Annotated in this window: 23 protein-coding genes; 20 read left to right on the top strand and 3 right to left on the bottom strand. The window is 63.6% G+C overall.

What is annotated here, in order from left to right; translation table 11 throughout:
- Positions 1-37 precede the first annotated feature (37 nt).
- From NKI06_RS10210 to NKI06_RS10185, 6 genes are read left to right on the top strand one after another with little or no spacing between them, the layout of a single operon-like run.
- Positions 38-979 (top strand): 3-oxoacyl-[acyl-carrier-protein] synthase III C-terminal domain-containing protein, encoded by a 942-nt coding sequence (locus NKI06_RS10210; RefSeq protein ID WP_352985131.1) that lies wholly within the window; start codon positions 38-40, stop codon positions 977-979.
- Entirely contained in the window at positions 976-1,980 is a 1,005-nt protein-coding gene (locus NKI06_RS10205; RefSeq protein ID WP_352654440.1) for an NAD-dependent epimerase/dehydratase family protein, read from the top strand. Before NKI06_RS10210 ends, NKI06_RS10205 begins: the two co-directional genes overlap by 4 nt.
- Positions 1,977-2,801: an MBL fold metallo-hydrolase gene (locus tag NKI06_RS10200; protein ID WP_023727343.1), complete on the top strand. Its 825-nt coding sequence runs from the start codon at positions 1,977-1,979 to the stop codon at positions 2,799-2,801. The genes NKI06_RS10205 and NKI06_RS10200 overlap by 4 nt, the downstream gene beginning before the upstream one ends.
- A complete protein-coding gene (locus NKI06_RS10195) occupies positions 2,798-4,054 on the top strand; it encodes a F390 synthetase-related protein (protein WP_023685700.1) in 1,257 nt (418 codons plus the stop codon). Before NKI06_RS10200 ends, NKI06_RS10195 begins: the two co-directional genes overlap by 4 nt.
- Positions 4,051-5,184 carry a GNAT family N-acetyltransferase gene (locus NKI06_RS10190; RefSeq protein ID WP_352985128.1) on the top strand — a complete coding sequence of 378 codons (1,134 nt, stop codon included), beginning with the start codon at positions 4,051-4,053 and terminating at the stop codon, positions 5,182-5,184. The genes NKI06_RS10195 and NKI06_RS10190 overlap by 4 nt, the downstream gene beginning before the upstream one ends.
- A 44-nt stretch (positions 5,185-5,228) precedes the next feature.
- Entirely contained in the window at positions 5,229-6,185 is a 957-nt protein-coding gene (locus NKI06_RS10185) for a Rieske 2Fe-2S domain-containing protein (protein WP_352654445.1), read from the top strand.
- A gap of 13 nt (positions 6,186-6,198) precedes the next feature.
- Here NKI06_RS10185 and NKI06_RS10180 read toward each other — a convergent pair whose 3' ends face one another.
- Complete coding sequence (locus NKI06_RS10180) at positions 6,199-7,356, bottom strand: ATP-grasp domain-containing protein (protein WP_031198117.1); 1,158 nt, start codon at positions 7,354-7,356, stop codon at positions 6,199-6,201.
- A 182-nt stretch (positions 7,357-7,538) separates the two neighbouring features.
- Between NKI06_RS10180 and NKI06_RS10175 the strand changes: the two genes are divergently transcribed.
- The 5 genes from NKI06_RS10175 to NKI06_RS10155 all read left to right on the top strand — a co-directional run bounded on the left by NKI06_RS10175 (position 7,539) and on the right by NKI06_RS10155 (position 10,819).
- A complete protein-coding gene (locus tag NKI06_RS10175; protein WP_352985126.1) occupies positions 7,539-8,153 on the top strand; it encodes a hypothetical protein in 615 nt (204 codons plus the stop codon).
- A gap of 7 nt (positions 8,154-8,160) precedes the next feature.
- Positions 8,161-9,009, top strand: coding sequence for a 23S rRNA (adenine(2030)-N(6))-methyltransferase RlmJ (locus NKI06_RS10170; protein ID WP_023684716.1), 849 nt, complete (start codon positions 8,161-8,163; stop codon positions 9,007-9,009).
- Between the two features lie 192 nt (positions 9,010-9,201).
- Entirely contained in the window at positions 9,202-9,639 is a 438-nt protein-coding gene (locus NKI06_RS10165; protein WP_352985124.1) for a MarR family winged helix-turn-helix transcriptional regulator, read from the top strand.
- A gap of 109 nt (positions 9,640-9,748) precedes the next feature.
- Positions 9,749-10,171 (top strand): VOC family protein, encoded by a 423-nt coding sequence (locus NKI06_RS10160; RefSeq protein WP_352985122.1) that lies wholly within the window; start codon positions 9,749-9,751, stop codon positions 10,169-10,171.
- A gap of 201 nt (positions 10,172-10,372) precedes the next feature.
- Complete coding sequence (locus NKI06_RS10155; RefSeq protein ID WP_352985121.1) at positions 10,373-10,819, top strand: hypothetical protein; 447 nt, start codon at positions 10,373-10,375, stop codon at positions 10,817-10,819.
- 96 nt (positions 10,820-10,915) lie between these two features.
- Here NKI06_RS10155 and NKI06_RS10150 read toward each other — a convergent pair whose 3' ends face one another.
- Positions 10,916-11,539, bottom strand: coding sequence for a TetR family transcriptional regulator (locus tag NKI06_RS10150; RefSeq protein ID WP_031193538.1), 624 nt, complete (start codon positions 11,537-11,539; stop codon positions 10,916-10,918).
- A gap of 62 nt (positions 11,540-11,601) precedes the next feature.
- On the opposite strand from NKI06_RS10150, the gene NKI06_RS10145 reads away from it, so the two are divergent.
- The 3 genes from NKI06_RS10145 to NKI06_RS10135 all read left to right on the top strand — a co-directional run bounded on the left by NKI06_RS10145 (position 11,602) and on the right by NKI06_RS10135 (position 14,037).
- On the top strand, positions 11,602-12,129 hold the full coding sequence (locus tag NKI06_RS10145) for a DinB family protein (protein ID WP_023711920.1): 528 nt from the start codon (positions 11,602-11,604) through the stop codon (positions 12,127-12,129).
- 580 nt (positions 12,130-12,709) lie between these two features.
- Positions 12,710-13,099: a hypothetical protein gene (locus NKI06_RS10140; RefSeq protein ID WP_023673454.1), complete on the top strand. Its 390-nt coding sequence runs from the start codon at positions 12,710-12,712 to the stop codon at positions 13,097-13,099.
- Between the two features lie 341 nt (positions 13,100-13,440).
- Entirely contained in the window at positions 13,441-14,037 is a 597-nt protein-coding gene (locus NKI06_RS10135) for a glutathione S-transferase family protein (protein ID WP_023814925.1), read from the top strand.
- Between the two features lie 63 nt (positions 14,038-14,100).
- Here NKI06_RS10135 and NKI06_RS10130 read toward each other — a convergent pair whose 3' ends face one another.
- Complete coding sequence (locus NKI06_RS10130) at positions 14,101-14,751, bottom strand: outer membrane protein (protein ID WP_023673452.1); 651 nt, start codon at positions 14,749-14,751, stop codon at positions 14,101-14,103.
- A gap of 411 nt (positions 14,752-15,162) precedes the next feature.
- Between NKI06_RS10130 and NKI06_RS10125 the strand changes: the two genes are divergently transcribed.
- From NKI06_RS10125 to NKI06_RS10100, 6 genes are all read left to right on the top strand, one after another.
- Positions 15,163-15,927, top strand: coding sequence for an SDR family oxidoreductase (locus NKI06_RS10125; protein WP_027048823.1), 765 nt, complete (start codon positions 15,163-15,165; stop codon positions 15,925-15,927).
- Positions 15,924-17,999 carry an excinuclease ABC subunit UvrC gene (gene uvrC, locus NKI06_RS10120; RefSeq protein WP_352985119.1) on the top strand — a complete coding sequence of 692 codons (2,076 nt, stop codon included), beginning with the start codon at positions 15,924-15,926 and terminating at the stop codon, positions 17,997-17,999. Before NKI06_RS10125 ends, uvrC begins: the two co-directional genes overlap by 4 nt.
- A 170-nt stretch (positions 18,000-18,169) precedes the next feature.
- Entirely contained in the window at positions 18,170-18,766 is a 597-nt protein-coding gene (pgsA, locus tag NKI06_RS10115) for a CDP-diacylglycerol--glycerol-3-phosphate 3-phosphatidyltransferase (protein WP_352985117.1), read from the top strand.
- A 1-nt stretch (position 18,767) separates the two neighbouring features.
- Positions 18,768-19,025, top strand: coding sequence for a molybdopterin converting factor subunit 1 (gene moaD / locus NKI06_RS10110; RefSeq protein WP_023673448.1), 258 nt, complete (start codon positions 18,768-18,770; stop codon positions 19,023-19,025).
- 5 nt (positions 19,026-19,030) lie between these two features.
- Positions 19,031-19,504: a molybdenum cofactor biosynthesis protein MoaE gene (locus tag NKI06_RS10105; protein WP_023733882.1), complete on the top strand. Its 474-nt coding sequence runs from the start codon at positions 19,031-19,033 to the stop codon at positions 19,502-19,504.
- 69 nt (positions 19,505-19,573) lie between these two features.
- Positions 19,574-20,341 carry a YbaY family lipoprotein gene (locus tag NKI06_RS10100; RefSeq protein WP_352985116.1) on the top strand — a complete coding sequence of 256 codons (768 nt, stop codon included), beginning with the start codon at positions 19,574-19,576 and terminating at the stop codon, positions 20,339-20,341.
- Positions 20,342-20,497 lie beyond the last annotated feature (156 nt).

Below are 20,497 nucleotides of genomic sequence, written 5' to 3'. Positions count from 1 at the left end.
GATCATCGGAACGGGGCGGGCCGTGCCGGCTCGATGCGTGACGTCGCGCGCCCTCGATGCGCGGCTGGGGTTTGGCGATGGACATTTCGAGGCCGCGACCGGCATCATCGAACGCTATGTCTGCGAGGCCGAATCGCAGGTCGACCTTGCTTGTGCCGCAGCCCGTCTGGCGCTTGCCGATGCCGAACTTGAGACAGGCAGTGTCGATCTGGTCATCGGCGGTTGCGGCGTGCCTTACCAGCCGGCGCCGTCGACGGCGCCGCTGGTCATGCAGCGCCTCGGCCTTGCCGATGGGTCGGCGGCCGCTTTCGACGTCAACAGCACCTGCCTCGGCTTCCTCACAGCCTTCGAGACCGCGTCGCGCCTGATCGAGGCCGGGCAATGCCGGACGGCGCTGGTGTTCTCGTCTGAAATCGCCTCGCGCGCCCTGCCGTGGCAGGACCAGCCGGAAATTGCGGCCCTCTTCGGCGATGGCGCGGCGGCCGCCGTGCTGCAACAGGCAGCCCCTGGCGAAGGTGGGGTGGCGGCCAACCTGATGCGCACCTACCCTTCCGCCTATGAGGCCTGCAGCATCGGCTCCGGTGGCACCCGGTTCGACTTTCATCGTGAGCCTGAGGAATTCGCCCGCCACAGCCTGTTCCACATGGAGGGTAAGGAACTGTTTCGCGTCACGTCACGCCATTTCAACGGCTTTGTAGCGGAGTTGCTCGATCGCGCCGGCTGGCGGCACGACGATGTCGACCTCGTCGTGCCGCATCAGGCGAGCCCTTTGGCGCTCGCCCACATGGCGCGCCAGACCGGCTTCGCCAGGGAAAAGCTGGTCGACATCGCGGCGCGCTACGGCAATCAGATCGCCGCTTCCATCCCCTTTGCGCTCGACGTCGCGCGCCGCGAACAACGCATTGTGCCCGGCGCCAAAGTGCTGTTCCTCGGCACCTCGGCCGGCGTGTCGTTCGGCGGCATGGCGCTGGAAGCATGACCGTGGGACGCGTCCTCGTCACCGGCGCCAGCGGCTTCCTCGGCGCGCATGTCATGGCGCGGCTGGCTGCACTGGGTACACCGGCGCTGGGTCTTGGCAGGGACGCCAAACGCTGCGCGGCGCTCGAAGCCGCTGGTCATCGGGTCGTTCGGCTCGATTTGTCTCAACCATTCGATGCAGCTGCCGCGCGCGCTCTCGACGGCGTCGATGCGATCATCCACTGCGCGGCACTTTCCGCGCCCTTCGGCAGGTTGGCGGATTTCCAGACGGCAAATGTCACAGCTACCCGCAACCTCAGCGATTTCGCGCGCGGGCAAGGCGTGCGCCGCTTCGTCCATATCTCCAGCCCGACGGTCTGTTTCGCCTATCGCGACCAGCTCGGAGTTTCCGAGAATGCGGCCTTGCCCCCTCCGGTCAACCACTATGCCCGCACCAAGCGGCAGGCCGAGGAGATCGTGCTGGCGGCGCCTGAGATCAGCCCGGTGGTGCTGCGGCCGCGCGGCCTCTACGGTCCCGGCGACCGCACGCTGCTGCCGCGCCTGCTGCAGGTGGCACGGCAGCGCCCGCTGCCGCTTTTTCGCGACGGCAAGGCGCGCATCGATCTCACTTATGTAGAGGATGTCGTCGATGCCGTGCTTGCCGCGCTCTCCGCTGGCAGCGCTGCCGAGGGACAGATATTCAACGTCTCCGGCGGCGAAGTGGTGCCGGTCCGCCGCATTGCCGAGGCGGCCTGCGCCCGCGCCGGCGTGCAGCCGCGCTGGCGCAGAATGCCGCTCTGGCCCGCCATGCTGGCGGCCGGGATAGCGGAGACGGTAGCGAATATATTGCCCGGCCGCCCGGAACCGCCGGTGACGCGCTACGGTCTTGGCCTGTTCGCCTATGCGCAGAGCCTCGATCTTTCCAAGGCAGGCCGCATCCTCGGCTGGGCGCCGAAAGTGTCGTTCGAGGAAGGGCTCGATCGCACATTCGGCAAGGCGACGGAAAGCAGGGAGGCTGCGTGAAGATCGTCTTCGCCAACAGCGCCTCTGTCAGCGCAGCCGAGCGCCTGATCCTGCGCGGCGGCAGCTGGGCGAAGGTCAGGCTACGTGTCCGCTACGGCCTGATCATGCATCCGCAGGCCGGCCCCGTACTGATCGATACCGGCTACACGCCGCATGTGACACAAGGCAGCGAGCGCAGCACGGCGCTGCGTCTTTACAGTGCGATCCTCCGGCCCCAGCTCAACGAAGCCGAGCAGCCGCTCGCGGTACTGGCGCGCTTCGGCCTGTCTTTGCAGGATGTGCGCACCGTCATTGTCACGCATTTCCATGCCGACCACATGTCGGGCCTGTCGCTGTTTCCCAACGCTCGGCTTATCGCCAATGACACCGCCTGGGCGCGGGCGAAGGCCAAGACTTCCCGGCAGAATCTGCGCCATGGCGTCTTCAAGGAACTGTTCCCGCCCGATTTCGAGAGCCGGCTCGACGGGCTGTCGTCGAAGCGGCGGATCGAACCTCGCGGCGGCGTGCCAGGCGGCGCCGATCTGTTCGGCGACGGCAGCGTCATCGCAGTCGATCTGCCCGGCCATGCCGATGGCCAGTTCGGCCTTTCGTTCCCAAATCTGGAGCGGCCGCTGCTCTACGCCGTCGACGCGCAATGGTTGTTCGCGGCCCTTGTCGAAAACCGAACTCCCGGTCTGCCGGCAACCCTGCTGGCCGAGGATGCCGCCGCGATCGAGCCGACCAGCGTAATGTTGCGCCGGTTTCTGGCGACCGGCGGCGAGGTTGTTCTTTGTCATGATCCGGCGGTGACGGCCTACGATCTTGCCGGAGAGAGCGCATGAACGGGCCGACGGAAGCGGCCCGTTCGTTTGTGTTGACGCAATGGCTCTCGCGCAAGAGCCGTGAGAATTTCGAACGCTGGCAAGGTCATGCCTTGCGCCGCTTTCTCGACCGCGACCTGCCGCGCGCGCCGTTCTACGGCAAGACGCCGCGTCATCTCGGCGATCTGCCGGTGACCGACAAGGCGACGCTGATGGGCAATTTCGAGCGCTTCAACATCCGCGGCGTCTCGGCCGCCGAGGCCTGGAAGGCGCAGGCAGGCGATGGCCGCATTGGTGAACTGACAGTCGGCGCCAGCACCGGCACGTCGGGCAATCGTGGCCTGTTCATCATTTCCGAAGCGGAAAAATACCGCTGGCTGGGCACCATCCTGGCCAAGGCAGTGCCCGATCTGCTCTGGCGCCGGCAGCGCGTTGCGGTGATCCTGCCGCAAAACACCGGGCTCTACGATAGCGCGCGCAAATCGCGGCGTATCGACCTGCGCTTCTTCGATCTGACGCGCGGTCCGGAGAGCTGGCGCGGCGCTCTCGAAGGTTTCGCGCCGACGGTGATCATCGCGCCGCCGAAGATGCTGCGGCACTTCGCGGCCGAGGGCTTTAGGCTCAAGCCGCAGCGTGTCTTCAGCGCCGCCGAAACGCTCGACCCGGTTGACCGGCCGGTCATCCAGGCATTCTTTGGTCGTCAGCTCGACCAGATCTACATGGCGACGGAAGGGCTGTTCGCCGTCACCTGCCCCCAGGGCGGGCTGCATCTGGCCGAGGATTCGGTGTTCTTCGAGTTCGAACCGGCCGGCGACGGCCTGGTCATGCCGCTGATCACCGCCTTTCGCCGCCGGACCCAGATCATGGCGCGCTACCGGATGAACGATCTGCTGCGGCTGTCCGAAAAGCCATGCCGCTGCGGCTCGCCGCTGCGCACGCTGGACGAGATCGTCGGCCGCATGGACGACGCTTTCCGGCTCGCCTCGCCGCACGGGCAGCTCCTCGTCACGCCCGACATACTACGCAATGCGGTGCTCAAGGCCGACCGGCGCATCGACGATTTCCGCCTGGTCCAGACCGCTGCCGACGTCATCGAACTTAGCCTTGCGCCCGAGCTCGCCGACGAAGCCGCCACTGCCGCGCATGCAGCCGTGCGAACGCTACTGGCCGCGCGCCAGGCGACGGTGAGAGTCAGCCTCCTGCGCAAGAGCCTGCCGCTGGAGACCAGCCGTAAACTGCGCCGTGTAGAATGCCGACTGGGGATGAGGACGTGAATCGGCCTGCCGCATTGCCAGTCGCTCAACTGGACCAGGTTGAAAACAACCCGCGTGAGGTCGAAGCCTTCGTTCAGCTATTCAACGAGGTGCCGGTGCGCGACCTCGTGCGAAATCTGACGGTCGCCGTCGAGGCCCTCGAGATCGCTGGCCGCTTCTTTCCACTGACGCTGAACGACAGAAGCGAGGCGCCGAACTGCTATGTCTGCTGCCCGTCCAGCGCCTATATCGACTACGCCATCGACGAGACCCGCAATTTCGTCTCGTCGCCCATGCTGCAAAGAGCGATCCGCATGTTGATTGGCCTGTGCGCGCCGCTGGTCAGGATGAGCGGCCTCGACCATCAGGTTCAGGTCAACAACTGGCTCTATTCGACCAATCCGGTGCCGCTGCTCGATCGCAACGCGGTCGCTGCGATCCGCGACGATCTCACGGCGCGTTTTCCCGATCGCGCTGTTCTCATCCGCTCCCTGAACGAGATCGCCGATCCCTCGACAATCGCAGCGCTGAAGGCGGAGGGTTTTCGAATGCTGGCGGCGCGGCAGATCTACATCTTCGCCGGCCGCGGTTCGGCCATGACCAACGACATGAAGCGCGACCGCAAGCGGCTGCCCACGACGCCTTTCGAGCAGGTCGGCAATGGCGACTTCACCGAGGCCGACTATGCGCGCGCCGAAGCGCTCTACCGGATGCTCTATCTCGACAAATACACGCCGCTCAACCCGCACTACACCGCCCGCTATATCGGCGAGACGCACCGTCGCGGCATCCTGCAACTGGCAGGCCTGCGTCGTCCCGGCGGTGAACTGGTCGCCGTCGCCGCTTTGTCTCAGAACGGCAGGACACTGACGCAGCCCATCGTCGGCTACGACACCGGCCTCCCGGTGAGCGAAGGCCTTTACCGCATGATGATGGCGCTGGCTCAGGATCATGCGATGGTGCACGGCCTGTTCTTCAACATGAGCGCCGGTGCCGCCGCCTTCAAACGCTTGCGCGGCGCCGTGGCAACAGTGGAGTACAACGCCGTCTATGCCGGCCATCTTCGGCGCCGCCAGCGCGCTGCAGTGCGTATCATGGAATCTGTGCTCGCGAAGATCGGCATCCCTCTGCTTAGGAGATTTGAACTTTGAGCGAAGCCCGGCAGCAAAAAGACAAAGACTATTGGCAGGCGGTAGTGCGGTCAGTCGATATCAAAGGCAAGCCGAAGCGCATCCTGTTCGATGGCACGCCGCTGGTGCTGTTCCGCTCGGCGCAGGGGATTGCAGCCCTCTTCGACCGCTGCGCTCACCGCCAGGTCGAACTCTCGACAGGCAAGGTCGTCGGTGGCGAGATCGAATGTCCCTATCATGGCTGGCGCTACAATGGGGAAGGGCGCTGCACCGCCATTCCCGGCCATGTCGGCGACGTCCCGCATTACCGTGTCCGCCGCTACAGCGCGATCGAGCGCGACGGCGTCGTCTTCGTCTCGGCAGGCACGCCTGAGGGCGAGCCCTATCTCCATTGCATGCAAGGCAAGGATGTCGTCGTGAAGCGGGTGCGAAGCTCGGCGCGATCGACGGTGCTCGACGCCGCCGAGAACATTCTCGACGCCACTCACACCCACTTCACCCACAAGGGTGTGCTGCGCGGCCTGACCGCAAAGCGCCATCTCGTGCGCGTCGAGGTGACCGGCGGCAAGGGCTGGGTCGAAAGCTGCTACACCGGCGAGGACCGCCAACAGGGGCTGGTCAGCCGGCTGCTGGAAGGCGAGCGCGCCAGGACCATCGGCCGCTACCGCCATCCCGGCATCGTCGAACTCGAATATTGGGGCAAGGGCGGCTTGGCGCTGGCGACCACTTTCCATTTGCGTCAGGCGGACGAACGGACCGTCGAAGGCGTCGGCTGGCTGATCGGCCCGCGACAGGGCCTGTTCGGCGAACTCAAGGCGCTTGCTTTCCGGCCGCTCTTTGCCTTTGCCCTGCAGCAGGATCGCCGTGTGCTGAAATCGGCCAGCGACAACGCCCGTATATCGCCGCAGGTTCAGCCGGCGATCGGCCCGCTGGATTTCCTGCGCCGCGACATAGCGGCGATCATCGACGGCAAGATGCCACCGGCGGCGGCAGAGCCGCGGGTGCACCAGATCGAGCTGTAGGAAAGCGCTCTATTCAGTCCTGCTCCGGCCCATTCCACTCGATATCGCGCGTCGACGCAGCCTGAAGGCTGATACGCTGGCGCAGTGCTGTGCCGGCGATCTCGGCCAGCGTGCGCCACTGCGCCCGCTTCGGCGCGGGGTCGCCCGGCCAGTCGAGCAGCTCATCGGCATCGTGCATCGCCTGGCGAAAGCTGCCGAGACCACCGGAGCGCAGTGCCGCCGGCATCCCGTAGATCCACATCGCAAGCCTCACCGTCTGCGGCGCCGTCACGTCGGGCTTCACCTCGGCGCCATCCTCCAGTACCGCGTCGGCGAAGCGCCGCGGATCGCGAAAGAAGTGCAGGCCGCTCACGGCGCGCGGATTGCACTCCAGTGGCAGCACCGTGCCGTTATTCTCGCGCATCAGGTCGAAGGAGATCTGGCCGGTCCAGCCGGCGCCGGCGACGAAGGTTTCGACGAAGCGCCGGGCAGCCGCATCCCCGACTGGCTCGAAACAGATGCCGGCGCCCATGCCGGCGCGATAGAGCGAACTGTAGAGCGCCAGCGCTTTGAGTTCACCCTCGACCGCCACCGCATAGGCGCTGATCTCTTCACCTGCGATGTAGCGCTGCGCCACCCAAGGAGCGGCGGGCGAGGGGCGGACGGCGTCGAGTTCGTCCGGCGATGGCCGCAGCAGTACGTCACGGGCAAAACGTGACCACACAGGTTTGAACACCAATTCGCGCGATTGGCCACGAACGCCGTCGAGATCGGCCTCGCTTTGCAGCAGTATCGTTTCCGGCACGTCGAGCCCAAGGCTCTGCGCCAGCCGGATGAAGGCATGCTTGTCGTGAACGCGGGCGAGCATCGCCATCTCGGGTGCGAAGAGGCGGGCCGGCATGGCGCGGTGCTGCCAGAGACGACCGAGATAAAAGACTTCCTCGCAGGTCGGGATAACGAGTTCGATGCCTTCCGCGCGGACAAGCGCTTCCACCGCCTTGGCATAGGCGTCGGCGGCAAAGCGCGGCGGCGGCAGGCGATTGTAGGCGGCGCAGGCCGTGCTCGCTGCGGCGATCGGCCGGGCCGGGCTGTCGGCCAGGATCACCCGGCAACCGGCGCCATGCAGCAGCCGCGCCAGGTGCAGCGCCACCGGCGCGCGGGCACCGGTGATCAGCACGGTGCTATTGGGCATGAGCCACCGGCATCGGTTGGAAAAGACGAGTCGATGCTTCTGCGGAAGGCTTCATTCGCCATAAGTGCCACATGGCTTGCGTGCCGCCAACGGACTCCACAAAGGTGGCTCCGCTGCGTCAGCCATCGCTTTTTGGCCTTCAGGGCGTTATTGGCAATCTGTCGAACACCCGGATCTCCTCAATGCGCTTTCTGTTTGTCCTGATACTGCTTGCCGGCGCCGCCATTGGCTTCGTCTATCCCTGGGCCATGAGCAATTTCTCCGGCCACGAGATCGGCGCCTGGCGCGTCTACGACCAGGGACGGTTTAGGCCTGTGACGGTGACGCTGAAAGCTGGCGACGCGCCGGTCAGAGTGCTGGTCGACCTGACGGCAAAGGCCGAGCGCATTGTCTCGCAGCAGCGCACCGTGCTGACGCTGACTGCCGCCACAGCCGGCCGCACGGTGCTTGCCTCGACGCTGCAATTCAACCACGCCGACAATCCGCGCCAGGTCAGCCCACAACTGCCCGACAAGATCTTTCGCGACGAGGCCGGCGTGATCGAAACCGTCAGTCCCGGCGCCTATCTCTTCACCGCCGGCCTGGGCGACGCCGACGATATCCCGATACGCGCAGTGGATCTGATACTGCGCTCCGGCGCCGGTGAGATCGATCAACGCGCACGGCCGGTTGGCTATGGGCTGATGGCCGTCGGCCTGATCGGCTTCCTGCTTGCTCTGGCTTTCGGCGGTCGCCGGCCGGAGAACCCGAACTCGAAGCCGCCACCGCCGCGTTGGGGCAGAGGCTCCTCGACATGAGCGCGGCATGAACTACCGTCACGCCTATCACGCCGGCAATTTCGCCGACGTCGTCAAGCATGTCGTGCTCAGCCTTCTGCTCGACTATCTGAAGCAGAAGGACAAGGCGTTCCGTGTCGTCGACACTCATGCCGGCATTGGCCGCTACGATCTTTCGTCGGCGGAAGCGCAAAAGACCGGCGAATGGCAAGGCGGCATCGGCCGCCTCATCCACGCCCCGATCGAAAAATCGGCGGCTGCGCTGCTTGCCCCCTATCTTGAAGCGGTGCGTTCGCTCAATCCCGATGGCGGGGTGAAGAAATATCCGGGCTCGCCATTGATCGCCAGGCACCTCATGCGAAAGCAGGACCGGTTGTCGGCGATCGAACTGCACGGCGCAGATGCCGCCAGGCTGAAGACGCTGTTTGCCGGCGATTTCCAGACAAGGGTGATCGAACTCGACGGCTGGCTGGCGCTTGGCGCGCATCTGCCGCCGAAGGAAAAGCGCGGCCTGGTTTTGATCGATCCGCCGTTCGAGGAAGCCGGCGAATTCGACCGCCTGGTCGATGGCATGCAGAAAGCGCACAGGCGCTGGCCGGGTGGCATCTACGCGCTGTGGTATCCGATCAAGGACCGCAAAGCGATCATCGCCTTCCGCAAGGCGCTCAAGCAATCCGGCGTTCCAAAACTGCTCGACATCGAGTTCGAGATCCGGCCGGCATCGCGTGAACCAAGCCTCGACGGCAGCGGCATGGTGGTGGTCAACCCGCCCTTCACGCTGGAGCGCGAACTGCGCATCGTGCTGCCGGTCCTGCACAGATTGCTGGCGGTCGAAAAGCCGGCGCACTGGTCGCTGGAATGGCTGGCCGGGGAGTAGCGACGCTTCGCAGCGGGCGACGCCCGCGGCAAAGACACAAAGTCGCTAGAAGATTTGACGGTGGCGCCATCCGCCAATGCTCAGCTGTGTTCAACGAACCGAAACCATGGAGATGCACATCTAATCGGCTCGGCGTTGACGTTAATCCCAGAATCAGATAGATAGATATCTAATTATTAGATTTCGAATCGAATGCCAAGATCGACAGAAGAGGAACTGGTCAACGCGATAGGCTTCGCGATGTCGCGCTGGCAGGATGCCGTCGAAACGTTCGATGGGACCGTCGCCGAAATCTATGTGCTGAGCGCTGCCGAGCGCCGCTGTCTCGGCGCGATCAGTCACGGCCCGCGGCCGGCAAACGTCGTAGCGAGCGAGACAAATCTCACGCCGGCGGCGGTCACGACGTTGATTGACCGGCTGGAAAAGCGCGGCTTCGTCAGCCGCCAGCCGGATCCCGATGACAGGCGCAAGGTCATGGCAGCGGCGGGCAAGAAGACCGAGGAACTCGTCCGGCGCTGCTACCATCCGATCTTCGAGGCAGGTGCCGCATTGCTGGAGAAATACTCGGTCGCCGAGATGCAGTTTTTGCTCGGCTTCATCGAAGAGGTCGAAGAGATGCAGAAGGCGTAGACCGAGAGGCTGCGCGGCAAAGCAAAACCGGTGCCTTGAGAGAAGGCATCGGAGGATGGTCCGGCGCAACGCCGGTCCGGTTTCAACTGTGTACTGTCAAGGAGACCCTATGCCCCGTATGATCTTCGTCAACCTGCCCGTCGCCGACCTCGCTGCGTCGATGGCCTTCTACAAAGCTCTCGGTTTCGACAACAACCCGCACTTCACCGACGACACCGCAGCCTGCATGGTGCTGAGCGAAACGATCAACGTCATGCTGCTCACCCATGCCAAATGGCGTCAGTTCACCGATCGCCCCATCCCACCGGCCACCTCGAGCGAGGTCATGCTTGCCGTGTCCTGCGACAGCCGCGCGGCGGTCGATGCGATGAATGAGGCGGCGGCTAAAAATGGCGGCGCCGCCGACATCAACGCCCAGCAGGACTATGGCTTCATGTACAATCGCAGCCTGGCCGATCGTGACGGCCACGTCTGGGAAGCGATGTGGATGGACCCGGCCGCCGTACCGCAGGGCGACGCCAAGCAAAGCTGAACCGGGTTTCGGCGCCCCGCCGGCCATGGCAGGCCGCTTCCTAAATGGGCAAGGCGAGCTTTTTCAAAGGCTCAGAACGTGGTTTCACAGCTTCGCACCGGCAAAACCGGTTGCGGAGCGGGAAACCATCGTGAGCGCGACCGCTTGACCGCGCGCCGCCGAATCCGCAAAGTGGGCGCAGTCGACCTTTGAGAGGCTGCCATGACTCGCTTTGCCAAATCCGCTGTTGCTGCCCTGATTTCGCTTTGCACGCCGCTGGCCGCACCCCTTGGCCAGCCAGCGCAGGCCGCCGATCTTTCCGTCTATTCCGACGAGGACAGCGGCGTTTGCGGCGAGGCCTGGGTGCTAAGCAAAATCTCCAGCCGCTTCTCCTACCAGGTGCATCACGTGCCGCATCTGCCGGATGTTTCGATCACCGATTTCCAACGCATCCACCAGCATCGCTATCTCCCGGCCAGCGAAGAATGGCCGATCGGCCGCCGCTATTGCGGCGCCACCGTCAGCCTTTCCGACGGCCGCGCCCGCACCATCTGGTACTTGATCGAGGAAGGCCAGGGTTTTGCCTCGATCGGCGACAATGTCGAATTCTGCGTCTCGGGCTTCGACCGCTGGATGGTCTACAACGGCCGCTGCCGCGTCCTGCGCTAAGGTCGGATAAGAACCGCCGTTGCACCTGCCATCTCCTGCAAGGGGGAGATCTGATGTCGCTCCGGTTTCGCCAATCTCCGAACTGCTGCCGCTGCCTCACATCGCCTTCCCACCAGATACGTAAGCGCAGATCAGCTCGACCAACTGCTTCTGCAGTTCCGGCGCGTCGAGCATGTCTCGCCGCGCGGCATTGTGGATGACGCCCTCGACCGCTGAGGACAGCACCCGGGCCACGGTCTCATTGTCCTTTCTGCGCCTGCGATATTGCGCCACCGCCGCCGTGTAGTGATCCAGATAGCGCGACTGGAACGAGGCATGGGCGGCGCGTGAGCCGCGATCGCCCGGCGCCTCGTCGAGCAGCACCTGATGCAGCGTCGGATGGATGCTGTGCGCATCGATCATGCCGCGCACCAGCTCCTGCGCGAATCGCTTGAGCGGCTTGTCGCCTTCTGCTGATTCGGCGATCACCGACAGCACCTGATCGAAATGTCGCCGGCGAATTGCTTCGACCAGCGACAGCTTGTCGGGAAAATATTGATAGAGCGAGCCGATGCTGACGCCGGCCGCATCGGCCACCTTGTTGGTGGTGAAGCCGGCCCAGCCGAGCGCGCTCAGAACATGAGCACCGGCTTCGATGAGCGCCTCGACCGTCGCTCTCGAACGCGCCTGGCGCGGCTGCTTGCGCATGCGTGAGCGCGGCTTTGCAATGCGAGTAGACATGTCTGCTCCAGCAGCCAAGAATATAGATAACATACTCACATTTTTTGCAAAGGATATAGACCATGGACGCGCTGGATTTGCTCCGCAACCTCTTCGTTTATCAAGCCTGGGCGAATGGTGAATTGCTGGAGAAGCTTGCGGGCCTCGACCAGCAGGAGCATATCGATCAGCGCCACACGGCGACCCGTCTCATCAACCACAACCTTGTCGTATCGAAGATATTCGCCGCGCATCTTTCCGGCACGCGTCATGGCTATGCGTCCGACAACACCGAGGACACACCGGCACTCGATGAATTGAGCGCTGATGTCGCTGCGATGGATCGTTGGTATCTCGACTATATCGAAGCCGTCTCGCCAAAGCTCATGTCAGAGTCTGTGCCTTTCACCTTCACCGACGGCGACAGGGCGATGATGTCACGCCAGGAAATGCTGACACATGTCGTCACGCATGGCGGCTATCACCGCGGCGAGATCGGGCGGATCCTGATGCAGATCGGAATTGCGCCGCCGTGGGATACGTTTGCCGTCCACCTCCACCACGCCGAGCCTTCGCGCCGGCTGCAGGTGCGCGAGCGGGTTGGCGCTTAGGGGCCTGCACCCCTTGGCTTCCAAGGGATCGCGGCTTCCTGGGAGGAGGATTCCCCGATCTTCGTTTCCCATTTCCGTTAGGCATCTCTTGCGCCGAAGCTGGCGATCCCCCTTCTCGTCTGGGAGACGTCCGACACACAACAGGCTGTCTTCAAGTGCTGTCTTTCCTGGCTTTCATCCAACCACTTTCGATATACGAGTAAAAAGCTCGCGTCTAGTTTAGTGCTGTTCCTGCAACCGTTGGGATGAAGCAAGATCAGCCTCTGCGGTGCGATGATTGTTGCCATCCAATAGGCCGCCGATGACCGCGTGAGATCGACGGCGTTGCAAGAGAATGTGAGCTTGACGAGAAGAACGTGTGAGTCGCGATATCAGAGATTTCTCTCGCAACAGTTCGCTGCGAAGCGGGAAGATTTCTTGCCGATTTCTGTGCCGATCATTGCGATCATGCTCTCAGCGTAACCGAAACTTAATCTGCGAAATTCTATGTAATGCTTCGCTGGCTAGATACGCACGAGTCAGATATGCATTAGCTCGCCGGGTCACTCACGGCCATCGGCACAAACGCAAGGGGCATCGCATGGCAAAGACCACGACGAAGGCGCCGGCGGCGAAAGCGCCGGCAAAGAAAGCGGCACCGAAAGCTGCCGCGAAACCTGCAGCAGTAAAGAAGGCAGCACCGAAGGCAGCGGCAAAGCCGGCCGCCAAGGCAGCGGCAAAGCCGGCAGCTAAGGCAGTAGCAAAACCCGCCGCCAAGGCAGCAGCGAAACCCGCCGCCAAGAAGCCGGCCGCCAAGGCTGTGGCGAAGCCTGCTGCGAAGGCAGCAGCCAAGCCCGCCGCCAAGAAGCCGGCAGCCAAGGCAGCGGCAAAACCCGCCGCCAAGGCTCCGATGAAGGCCGCCGCCGCCAAGTCGACGGCAGCTGTGAAGAAGGCTGCACCGGCCAAAAAGCCAGCCGCCAAGAAGAAGTAACAGCGGACCATCTCAAAGCTCCCGGGAACTTTGCCGACTGGCAGATTCCCGGGAGCTTTTTTGCGGTGATTTAGGTCTTGTTTTGATGCATGTCGTTCTCTCGAAATTGACGCCACTTCTGTGAGACATGCATTGGCGATTTCATTGTCGGCGGATTGGCCGCCTGGTTTTGCCCTTCTGGCAGTTGCTCCCTCAGGGAAGATCGGCCAACACTAAGGCGGTCGCATCCGATGGGGTTCAGGCGACGCGCTCTAGACCTTTGTTTTACGCGCGTCGTTCTCAAGACCGGAGCCGCATTGTTGAGCGACATGCACTGGCCGTCCGAAAACAGGGAACCGATCATGCCGAAGCTGCTCTACGCGTCCTCATCCCCCTACAGTTCCAAGGTGCGCATGGCAGCACTCCATGCCGGCATTGCCGTCGAGCTGGTGCTGGTCAAGACCGAGGACAAGCCTGCTGAACTGATGTCAGCCAATCCCCTCGGCAAGATTCCGGTGCTGGTGCTCGACGACGGCCGCTCGATCCACGACAGCCGCGCGATCACTCAGCATCTCAACCGCGCTTCCAAGAGCCTGTTGTTGCCGCGCAATGCCGACAAGCGCCTCAAGGCCGAAGTGCTGGAGGCGCTGGCCGACGGCATATGCGACTGCGCGCTGTCGATGGTCTATGAGCGGCGCACGCGTCCGGAGGAGATGGTCTATCAACCCTGGCTCGATCGCCAGTGGACCAAGATCACCGCCGCACTCGATTTCCTCAACGCCAATCCGCCGAAGCTGCCGAAGAAGATCACGCTTGGCCAGCTGGCGTTGCGTGCCTGCCTCGGCTACCTCTCTCTGCGCTTCGCCGGCAAATGGGAAAAGGGCCGCGGCCGCCTGACCCGCTGGGCAGCGCGTTTCGATGAGAAGTTTCCGGGGCTGAAGGTGGCTGTGCCGGCCTGACGGGCGAAACAAAAAAAGCCGGGCGCGAGGCCCGGCTTTCTTGTGTCGTGGCTTGAACGACAGTTAGAACTTCATACCGACGCCGAAGGTGACGCGGTTGTCGCTCTCTTTGACCTTGGTGCCGACACTGTCGAAGCTCTTGGAACCGAAGTCGGTGTAGCGGTACTCGACACGGCCGAACACATTGTCGGTGATCTTGATGTCGGTGCCGACGCCGGCCGTCCAGCCGAGCATGGTGTTGCTGTCGCTGTCGCCGGGGACCGAGACCTTCTGGTTCTTCAGGGCGCCGCCGCCGGTGCCGTAGAGCAGGATTTCCGGGGTCACGGCGTAACCCAGACGGGCGCGCAGCGAGCCTTCGAAGCCGCCCTTGGAATTGACGCCGCCGCTGTCACCCTTGACGCCATTGTAGCCGAGATCGGCTTCAGCACCGTACACGAAGTTTTCCTGCTGCCACTGGTAGCCGCCGAAAACGCCGCCGACAAAGCCCTTGGTCTTGATGTCGGGGCCGCCGTCCTGGACTTTGGCATGACCGCTGAAGCCGTAGCCGGCGCTGAGACCGGCATACGGGCCGGCCCAGGAAGCGACGGGGAGCTCGGCGATCGGGGCCGGCGCCGGGGGCTCTTCCGAGACGACATCGGCAGCAAAAGCGGTACCGCTGAGGGCGAAGAGCCCGAGCGCAACCGCGAGCGGCGCGAATTTGAGATTGGTTTGCATTGTTGTTTACTCCTTAAGCCACAAGACACGTAGGCCTGTTTGTCCTGAGCGCCATCAACCCGTCCGGGGGGTGAAACGGATCTGGCACTCAACGGTTCCGAATGTCGTGTCAAAATGCGGCGGCAGCGAACCTGAAAATGGGTCATTCCCCGGCACGAATGAGGCCGAAGCTTGACGTTGCATCTTCGCAACAGCGAAATGTCAGTACGCAGGCGATGCTGCACTGCACTCGGCTTGGTGCAACGGGTTCAGCGTCCTATATTGCGGTCCTGCCGACCCGAATCCGGGGCGGTGCCGGCGGCGAAAAAGCCGTTTCGCCACATTCCTGCCCCAGGTGGAAACGGCATTTAACCCCTGGACGCGTCACAATGTGCCGCCAGCCGAATTGAGGCGCAGATTGAGGATTGACAGATGATCGAAGCCGCCGGAACGGCGCTGGTGACGGGCGGGGGGAAGCGGATCGGCAAGGCGATCGTCGAGGATCTGGCCGCGCACGGTTTTGCCGTCGCCATCCACGCCAACCGCTCGACCGCCGAGGCCGACGCGCTGGCTGCGAACATCAGGGACGGAGGCGGCCGCGCCGGCGTGGTAGCCGCCGATCTGACCGACATGGATGCGGTTGGCGATCTCGTCGGCCGCGCCGCGGCAGCGCTCGGCCCGGTCACGCTTCTTGTCAACAATGCGTCGCTGTTCGTCGACGATAGCGTCGAGGACTTCGACTGGGCGGCATGGGACCTTCACTTCGCCATCCATGTGAAGACGCCGGCGCTGTTGGCGCAAAACTTCGCCCGCGCCTTGCCGCCAGGGCAGGAGGGGCTGATCGTCAACATCATCGACCAGCGCGTCTGGCGGCCGACGCCGCGCTATTTCTCTTATGCGCTGTCGAAGTCGGCCTTGTGGACGCAGACCGAAATGCTGGCACAGGCGCTCGGTCCGCGCATCCGCGTCAACGCCATCGGTCCCGGTCCGACGCTGAAGAATACGCGCCAGGAAGATCATGATTTCCAGAAGCAGGTCGATGGCCTGATTCTGGAGCGCGGCCCGCAATTGGCCGAATTCGGCGCCACCATCCGCTATCTCTGGGATGCGCGCTCGGTGACCGGCCAGATGATCGCGCTTGACGGCGGCCAGCATCTTGCATGGCAGACGCCGGATGTGACAGGCATGGTGGAATGAGTCCCGCAGACCAGAAACACAAGACGCGCGCCGGCGCCGCCGACGATATGCCGCCCGAGATCAACCTTCAGGATGAAGCGGTCGAGGAGATCGTCGAGCCCGAGGCCACCGGGCCCGATGTCGCCTTCACAGCGATAGACTGGGCGCCGCATGCCGGCGACGCCGACGGCATGGTCGGCGCCGAGGTCATCCAGACATTGGTCAAGCGGCTGCCCAATGCGCCCGGCGTCTACCGCATGATGAACGCTGCCGGCGACGTGCTTTATGTCGGCAAGGCGCGCAGCCTGAAGAAGCGGGTGACCAACTACGCGCAAGGCCGGTTCCACACCGCCCGCATCGGCCGCATGGTGCGCGAGACATCGACGATGGAGTTCGTCGTCACCCGCACCGAAATCGAAGCGCTGCTGCTCGAGGCCAATCTCATCAAGCGTTTGCGGCCGCGTTTCAATGTGCTGATGCGGGACGACAAGTCGTTCCCTTACATCCTGTTGACCGGCGATCACGTCTCGCCCGGCATCTACAAGCATCGCGGTGCGCGCTCGCGCAAGGGCGACTATTTCGGACCTTTTGCGTCGGCCGGCGCGGTCGGGCGCACCATCAATTCGCTGCAGCGCGCCTTCCTGCTCAGGAGCTGCACCAACTCCTTTTACGAAAACCGCACCCGGCCGTGCCTGCTCTACCAGATCAAGCGCTGTGCCGGTCCATGTACCGGGGAGATCTCGCATAGCGACTATGCCGAGCTGGTCAGCGAGGCGAAGGATTTTCTGTCGGGCCGCAGCCAGAAGGTGAAGACCGAAATCTCTGCCGCCATGCAGCAGGCCTCGCAGGAGCTCGATTTCGAACGCGCCGCCATTTATCGCGACCGGTTGGCTGCACTGTCCCATGTGCAGAGCCATCAGGGCATCAACCCGGCCACGGTCGACGAGGCCGATGTCTTTGCCATCCATCAGGAGGGCGGCCAGGTCTGTATCCAGGTGTTTTTCTTCCGCACCGGCCAGAACTGGGGCAACCGCGCCTATTTCCCCAAGGCCGATCCGGCACTGGAGGGGGCGGAAGTGCTGGGCTCGTTCCTGGCGCAGTTCTATGACGACAAGCCGACGCCACGGAACATCCTTCTGTCGCGAGGCGTCCAGGATCAGGAACTGTTGGCCGAAGCGCTGTCCACCCGCGCCGGCCGTAAAGTGTCGATCTCGGTGCCGCAGCGCGGCGAGAAGAAGGATTTGACCGACAACGCGCTGCAGAATGCCCGCGAGGCGCTCGGCCGCCGCCTGGCCGAAACCTCCACGCAAGGCCGGCTGCTCGCCGGCTTTGCCGAGACCTTCGGCCTGCCGAAGCCGCCGGTGCGCATCGAGGTCTATGACAATTCGCATATTATGGGCACCAGCGCCGTTGGCGCCATGGTCGTCGCTGGGCCGGAAGGGTTTGTGAAGAACCAGTACCGCAAATTCAACATCCGCTCGACCGAGATCACGCCTGGTGACGATTTCGGCATGATGCGCGAGGTGATGGAACGGCGCTTTTCGCGGCTGCTGAAGGAACATGGCGATGTCGTTCCCGACGACGCGGCAGCCGGTGGAGCAGGCGACGACATCGAAGAAGACATCTCCGGCAGCTTCCCGGCCTGGCCCGACGTCATCCTGATCGATGGCGGCCAGGGCCAGATGAGCGCGGTGCGCAAGATCCTCGCCGACCTCGGCATCGAGGATCGCGTGGCGGCCATCGGCATCGCCAAGGGCCAGGACCGCGATGCCGGCCGCGAGCGTTTCTTCGTCAGAGGCAGGGACTCGTTTTCGCTCCCCGTCCGAGACCCCGTGCTCTATTTCGTTCAGCGGCTGCGCGACGAGGTCCATCGTTTCGCCATCGGTTCGCACCGCACGCGGCGCAAGAAGGAATTGGTCAAGAGCCCGCTCGACGAGATCGCCGGCATCGGTCCCGGTCGCAAGCGCGCGCTGCTGCTGGCCTTCGGCACTGCCAAGGCGGTCAGCCGCGCGGCAGTCGAGGATCTGGTCAAGGTCGACGGTATTTCAGAGCAGGTCGCCAAGCTCGTCTACAATCATTTCCATGAGAGCTGAGCGCCGGTGACGCCGCTGTCCCGATCAAATGGCAGCAGCCGTTCTTTTCTCGCAGGCCACGCGAATCCCGGCAATCGCGCGCTATTTTCGTCTGGCCAATCGAATCTCGCCTGTTGACCCCCTACATCCGGTTCTGATTTGAGTACGCAGGCAGAAAGAGTCCCTGAGATATGGCCAAGCACGCGTTCAACCTTCCCAACATGCTTACCTACGCCCGCATCGTCGCGGTGCCGCTGGTGGTGCTGTGCTTTTTTCTCGAGGGGCATCTGAAATCGAGCGACTTCGCCCGCTGGTCGGCGTTGATCATCTTCCTGCTGGCTTCGATCACCGACTATCTCGACGGCTATCTGGCGCGCGCCTGGCAGCAGACGTCCAACATCGGCAAGATGCTGGACCCGATCGCCGATAAACTGCTGGTCGCCACCTGCCTGCTGCTGCTCGCCGCCGACACCGACCGCCATGCCGGCATCGCAGGCTGGTCGCTGTGGGCGGCAATCATCATCCTGTGCCGCGAAATCCTGGTTTCGGGGCTGCGCGAATATCTGGCGGCATTGAAAGTCTCGGTGCCGGTGACGCAGCTGGCCAAATGGAAGACCGCCATCCAGATGGTCGCCATCGCCTTCCTGCTGGCCGGGCCTGCCGGCGACAAGATCTTCCCGCTGACCACGCAGACCGGACTGGTGCTGCTGTGGATCGCAGCCCTCGTCACGCTCTACACCGGCTACGACTATTTCCGCGCCGGCCTCAAGCACATCATGGACGAGTGAGATGATCACCCGGCTCATTTATTTCGCCTGGGTGCGCGAACGGATCGGCAAGCCTGAGGAAGACGTCGAATTGCCCGCGGGCATCGAGACGGTCGCCGACCTCCTGCGCTGGCTGAAATCGCGCGGCGAGGAATATGAGCACGCGCTGCAATATCCTGATGTGATCCGCGTCGCCATCAACCAGGAACATGTCGAGCATCGCGAGAAGATAGCCGGCGCGCGCGAGATCGCGCTGTTTCCGCCGATGACCGGGGGCTGACACCAATGTCCGGCGCGCCGACGGTGCGCATTCAGCGCGACGATTTCGACGTTGCCGCTGAGATCGCGAAACTGACCGAGGGTCGCGCCGACATCGGCGCCGTGGTGTCCTTCTCAGGACTTTGCCGCGACGAGCAGGGCCAGCTGTCGGCCCTGGAACTCGAGCACTATCCCGGCATGGCCGAGGCCGAAATCACCCGCATCGCCCGCGAGGCACTTCAGCGTTGGCCGCTGCAAGGGCTGACCGTCATCCATCGCCACGGCAAGATCGCACCGGGCGAAAACATCGTGCTGGTGGTGGCGGCGTCCTCGCACCGGCAGGCGGCGTTCGAAGCGGCGAATTTCCTGATGGATTTCCTGAAATCGCGTGCACCCTTCTGGAAGAAGGAGCACCGCGTGGACGGCACCGATGGCGGCTGGGTCGAGGCCAAGGACGCCGACGACCAGGCTGCGGCGCGCTGGAAGGCGCGGCCCGAATAAATCTCGGCGCAGCCATGTATTGACCGCATTCCCTTGGCCAAATCGCATCGGCAAAAAGGGAGCAAGGGAATGCTGGACAGGATCGCCGAGTTCTTCATTTTCGGCTTTGTGCCGCTGATTATCGGCGTTCTGGCCGTTCCCGAGCCTTCCGTCGCCGCCGAGAAAACGCTGAAGGGCGAGGTCATGTATCGCGAGCGCATTGCGCTGCCGCCCAACGCCGTGCTCTCGGTTCAACTTGCCGATGTATCGCTGGCCGATGCGCCGGCTGCCATTGTCGGCGAGCGCAAGGTAGCGCCGGCCGGCCAGGTGCCGATCAAGTTCGAGATCAGCTTCGATCCAACGGTGATCCGGCCCAACATGACCTATGCGCTGCAGGCGCGCATCACCGCCGACGACAAGCTGCTGTTCGTCACGGACTCGCGCGATCAGGTCGATCCGCTCAGCGACGCGCCGCAGGCCATCGTGCTGAAAATGGTGGCGCCGAGCGACAAGCCGACCTCGGCCTCGCTGTTCGGCCAGAGCTGGCTGGTCGAATATATCGACGGTATCGGCGTGATTTCGGAGCCGCAGGCGACGTTCCGGGTCAGCGAAGCCGGCAAGGCGGGCGGCAGCGGCCCGTGCAACGCCTATTTCGCCACCGCCGAGGTCGATGGCGAGACCATCGTCATCAGCGACATCGGCTCGACCTACAAAGCCTGCGCGCCGGAGATCATGGCCGAGGAAAAGGCGCTGTTCGAGGCGCTCGCCAAGGCGGCGTCATACCATGTCGACGCGGGCAAATTGACCATCGTCGACAAGGACGGCAGCGATGTTTTGCGGTTCAACGCCGCGAGCTAGCGCATATTTCGATCGTCAACGATTTTCCGGAATAATTCGGGCAAGAGAAGCGTTTGTCAGACAGGCGGGTGAGGCAAAGGGATGTTTCCTGGCGCCTGATCATCCCGAAGGTATCGGAATCTTCTTCGGGATCAGCTCTGGCGAATATCCCTCCAT

The organism is Mesorhizobium sp. M0772 (assembly GCF_040320135.1).
In the GTDB taxonomy this organism is placed as follows: Bacteria; Pseudomonadota; Alphaproteobacteria; order Rhizobiales; family Rhizobiaceae; genus Mesorhizobium.
The sequence above is the reverse complement of the archived record's forward strand: the minus strand, read 5'-3'. Positions and strand labels throughout refer to the sequence as shown.

Excerpts from the sequence above, each read along its gene's own strand:
- NKI06_RS10205 (WP_352654440.1), top strand. The coding sequence starts at position 976 with ATGACCGTGGGACGCGTCCTCGTCACCGGCGCCAGCGGCTTCCTCGGC.
- NKI06_RS10195 (WP_023685700.1), top strand. The coding sequence starts at position 2,798 with ATGAACGGGCCGACGGAAGCGGCCCGTTCGTTTGTGTTGACGCAATGG.
- NKI06_RS10180 (WP_031198117.1), bottom strand. The coding sequence starts at position 7,356 with ATGCCCAATAGCACCGTGCTGATCACCGGTGCCCGCGCGCCGGTGGCG.
- NKI06_RS10175 (WP_352985126.1), top strand. The coding sequence starts at position 7,539 with ATGCGCTTTCTGTTTGTCCTGATACTGCTTGCCGGCGCCGCCATTGGC.
- NKI06_RS10170 (WP_023684716.1), top strand. The coding sequence starts at position 8,161 with ATGAACTACCGTCACGCCTATCACGCCGGCAATTTCGCCGACGTCGTC.
- NKI06_RS10165 (WP_352985124.1), top strand. The coding sequence starts at position 9,202 with ATGCCAAGATCGACAGAAGAGGAACTGGTCAACGCGATAGGCTTCGCG.
- NKI06_RS10160 (WP_352985122.1), top strand. The coding sequence starts at position 9,749 with ATGCCCCGTATGATCTTCGTCAACCTGCCCGTCGCCGACCTCGCTGCG.
- NKI06_RS10155 (WP_352985121.1), top strand. The coding sequence starts at position 10,373 with ATGACTCGCTTTGCCAAATCCGCTGTTGCTGCCCTGATTTCGCTTTGC.
- NKI06_RS10150 (WP_031193538.1), bottom strand. The coding sequence starts at position 11,539 with ATGTCTACTCGCATTGCAAAGCCGCGCTCACGCATGCGCAAGCAGCCG.
- NKI06_RS10145 (WP_023711920.1), top strand. The coding sequence starts at position 11,602 with ATGGACGCGCTGGATTTGCTCCGCAACCTCTTCGTTTATCAAGCCTGG.
- NKI06_RS10140 (WP_023673454.1), top strand. The coding sequence starts at position 12,710 with ATGGCAAAGACCACGACGAAGGCGCCGGCGGCGAAAGCGCCGGCAAAG.
- NKI06_RS10135 (WP_023814925.1), top strand. The coding sequence starts at position 13,441 with ATGCCGAAGCTGCTCTACGCGTCCTCATCCCCCTACAGTTCCAAGGTG.
- NKI06_RS10130 (WP_023673452.1), bottom strand. The coding sequence starts at position 14,751 with ATGCAAACCAATCTCAAATTCGCGCCGCTCGCGGTTGCGCTCGGGCTC.
- NKI06_RS10125 (WP_027048823.1), top strand. The coding sequence starts at position 15,163 with ATGATCGAAGCCGCCGGAACGGCGCTGGTGACGGGCGGGGGGAAGCGG.
- uvrC (WP_352985119.1), top strand. The coding sequence starts at position 15,924 with ATGAGTCCCGCAGACCAGAAACACAAGACGCGCGCCGGCGCCGCCGAC.
- pgsA (WP_352985117.1), top strand. The coding sequence starts at position 18,170 with ATGGCCAAGCACGCGTTCAACCTTCCCAACATGCTTACCTACGCCCGC.
- moaD (WP_023673448.1), top strand. The coding sequence starts at position 18,768 with ATGATCACCCGGCTCATTTATTTCGCCTGGGTGCGCGAACGGATCGGC.
- NKI06_RS10105 (WP_023733882.1), top strand. The coding sequence starts at position 19,031 with ATGTCCGGCGCGCCGACGGTGCGCATTCAGCGCGACGATTTCGACGTT.
- NKI06_RS10100 (WP_352985116.1), top strand. The coding sequence starts at position 19,574 with ATGCTGGACAGGATCGCCGAGTTCTTCATTTTCGGCTTTGTGCCGCTG.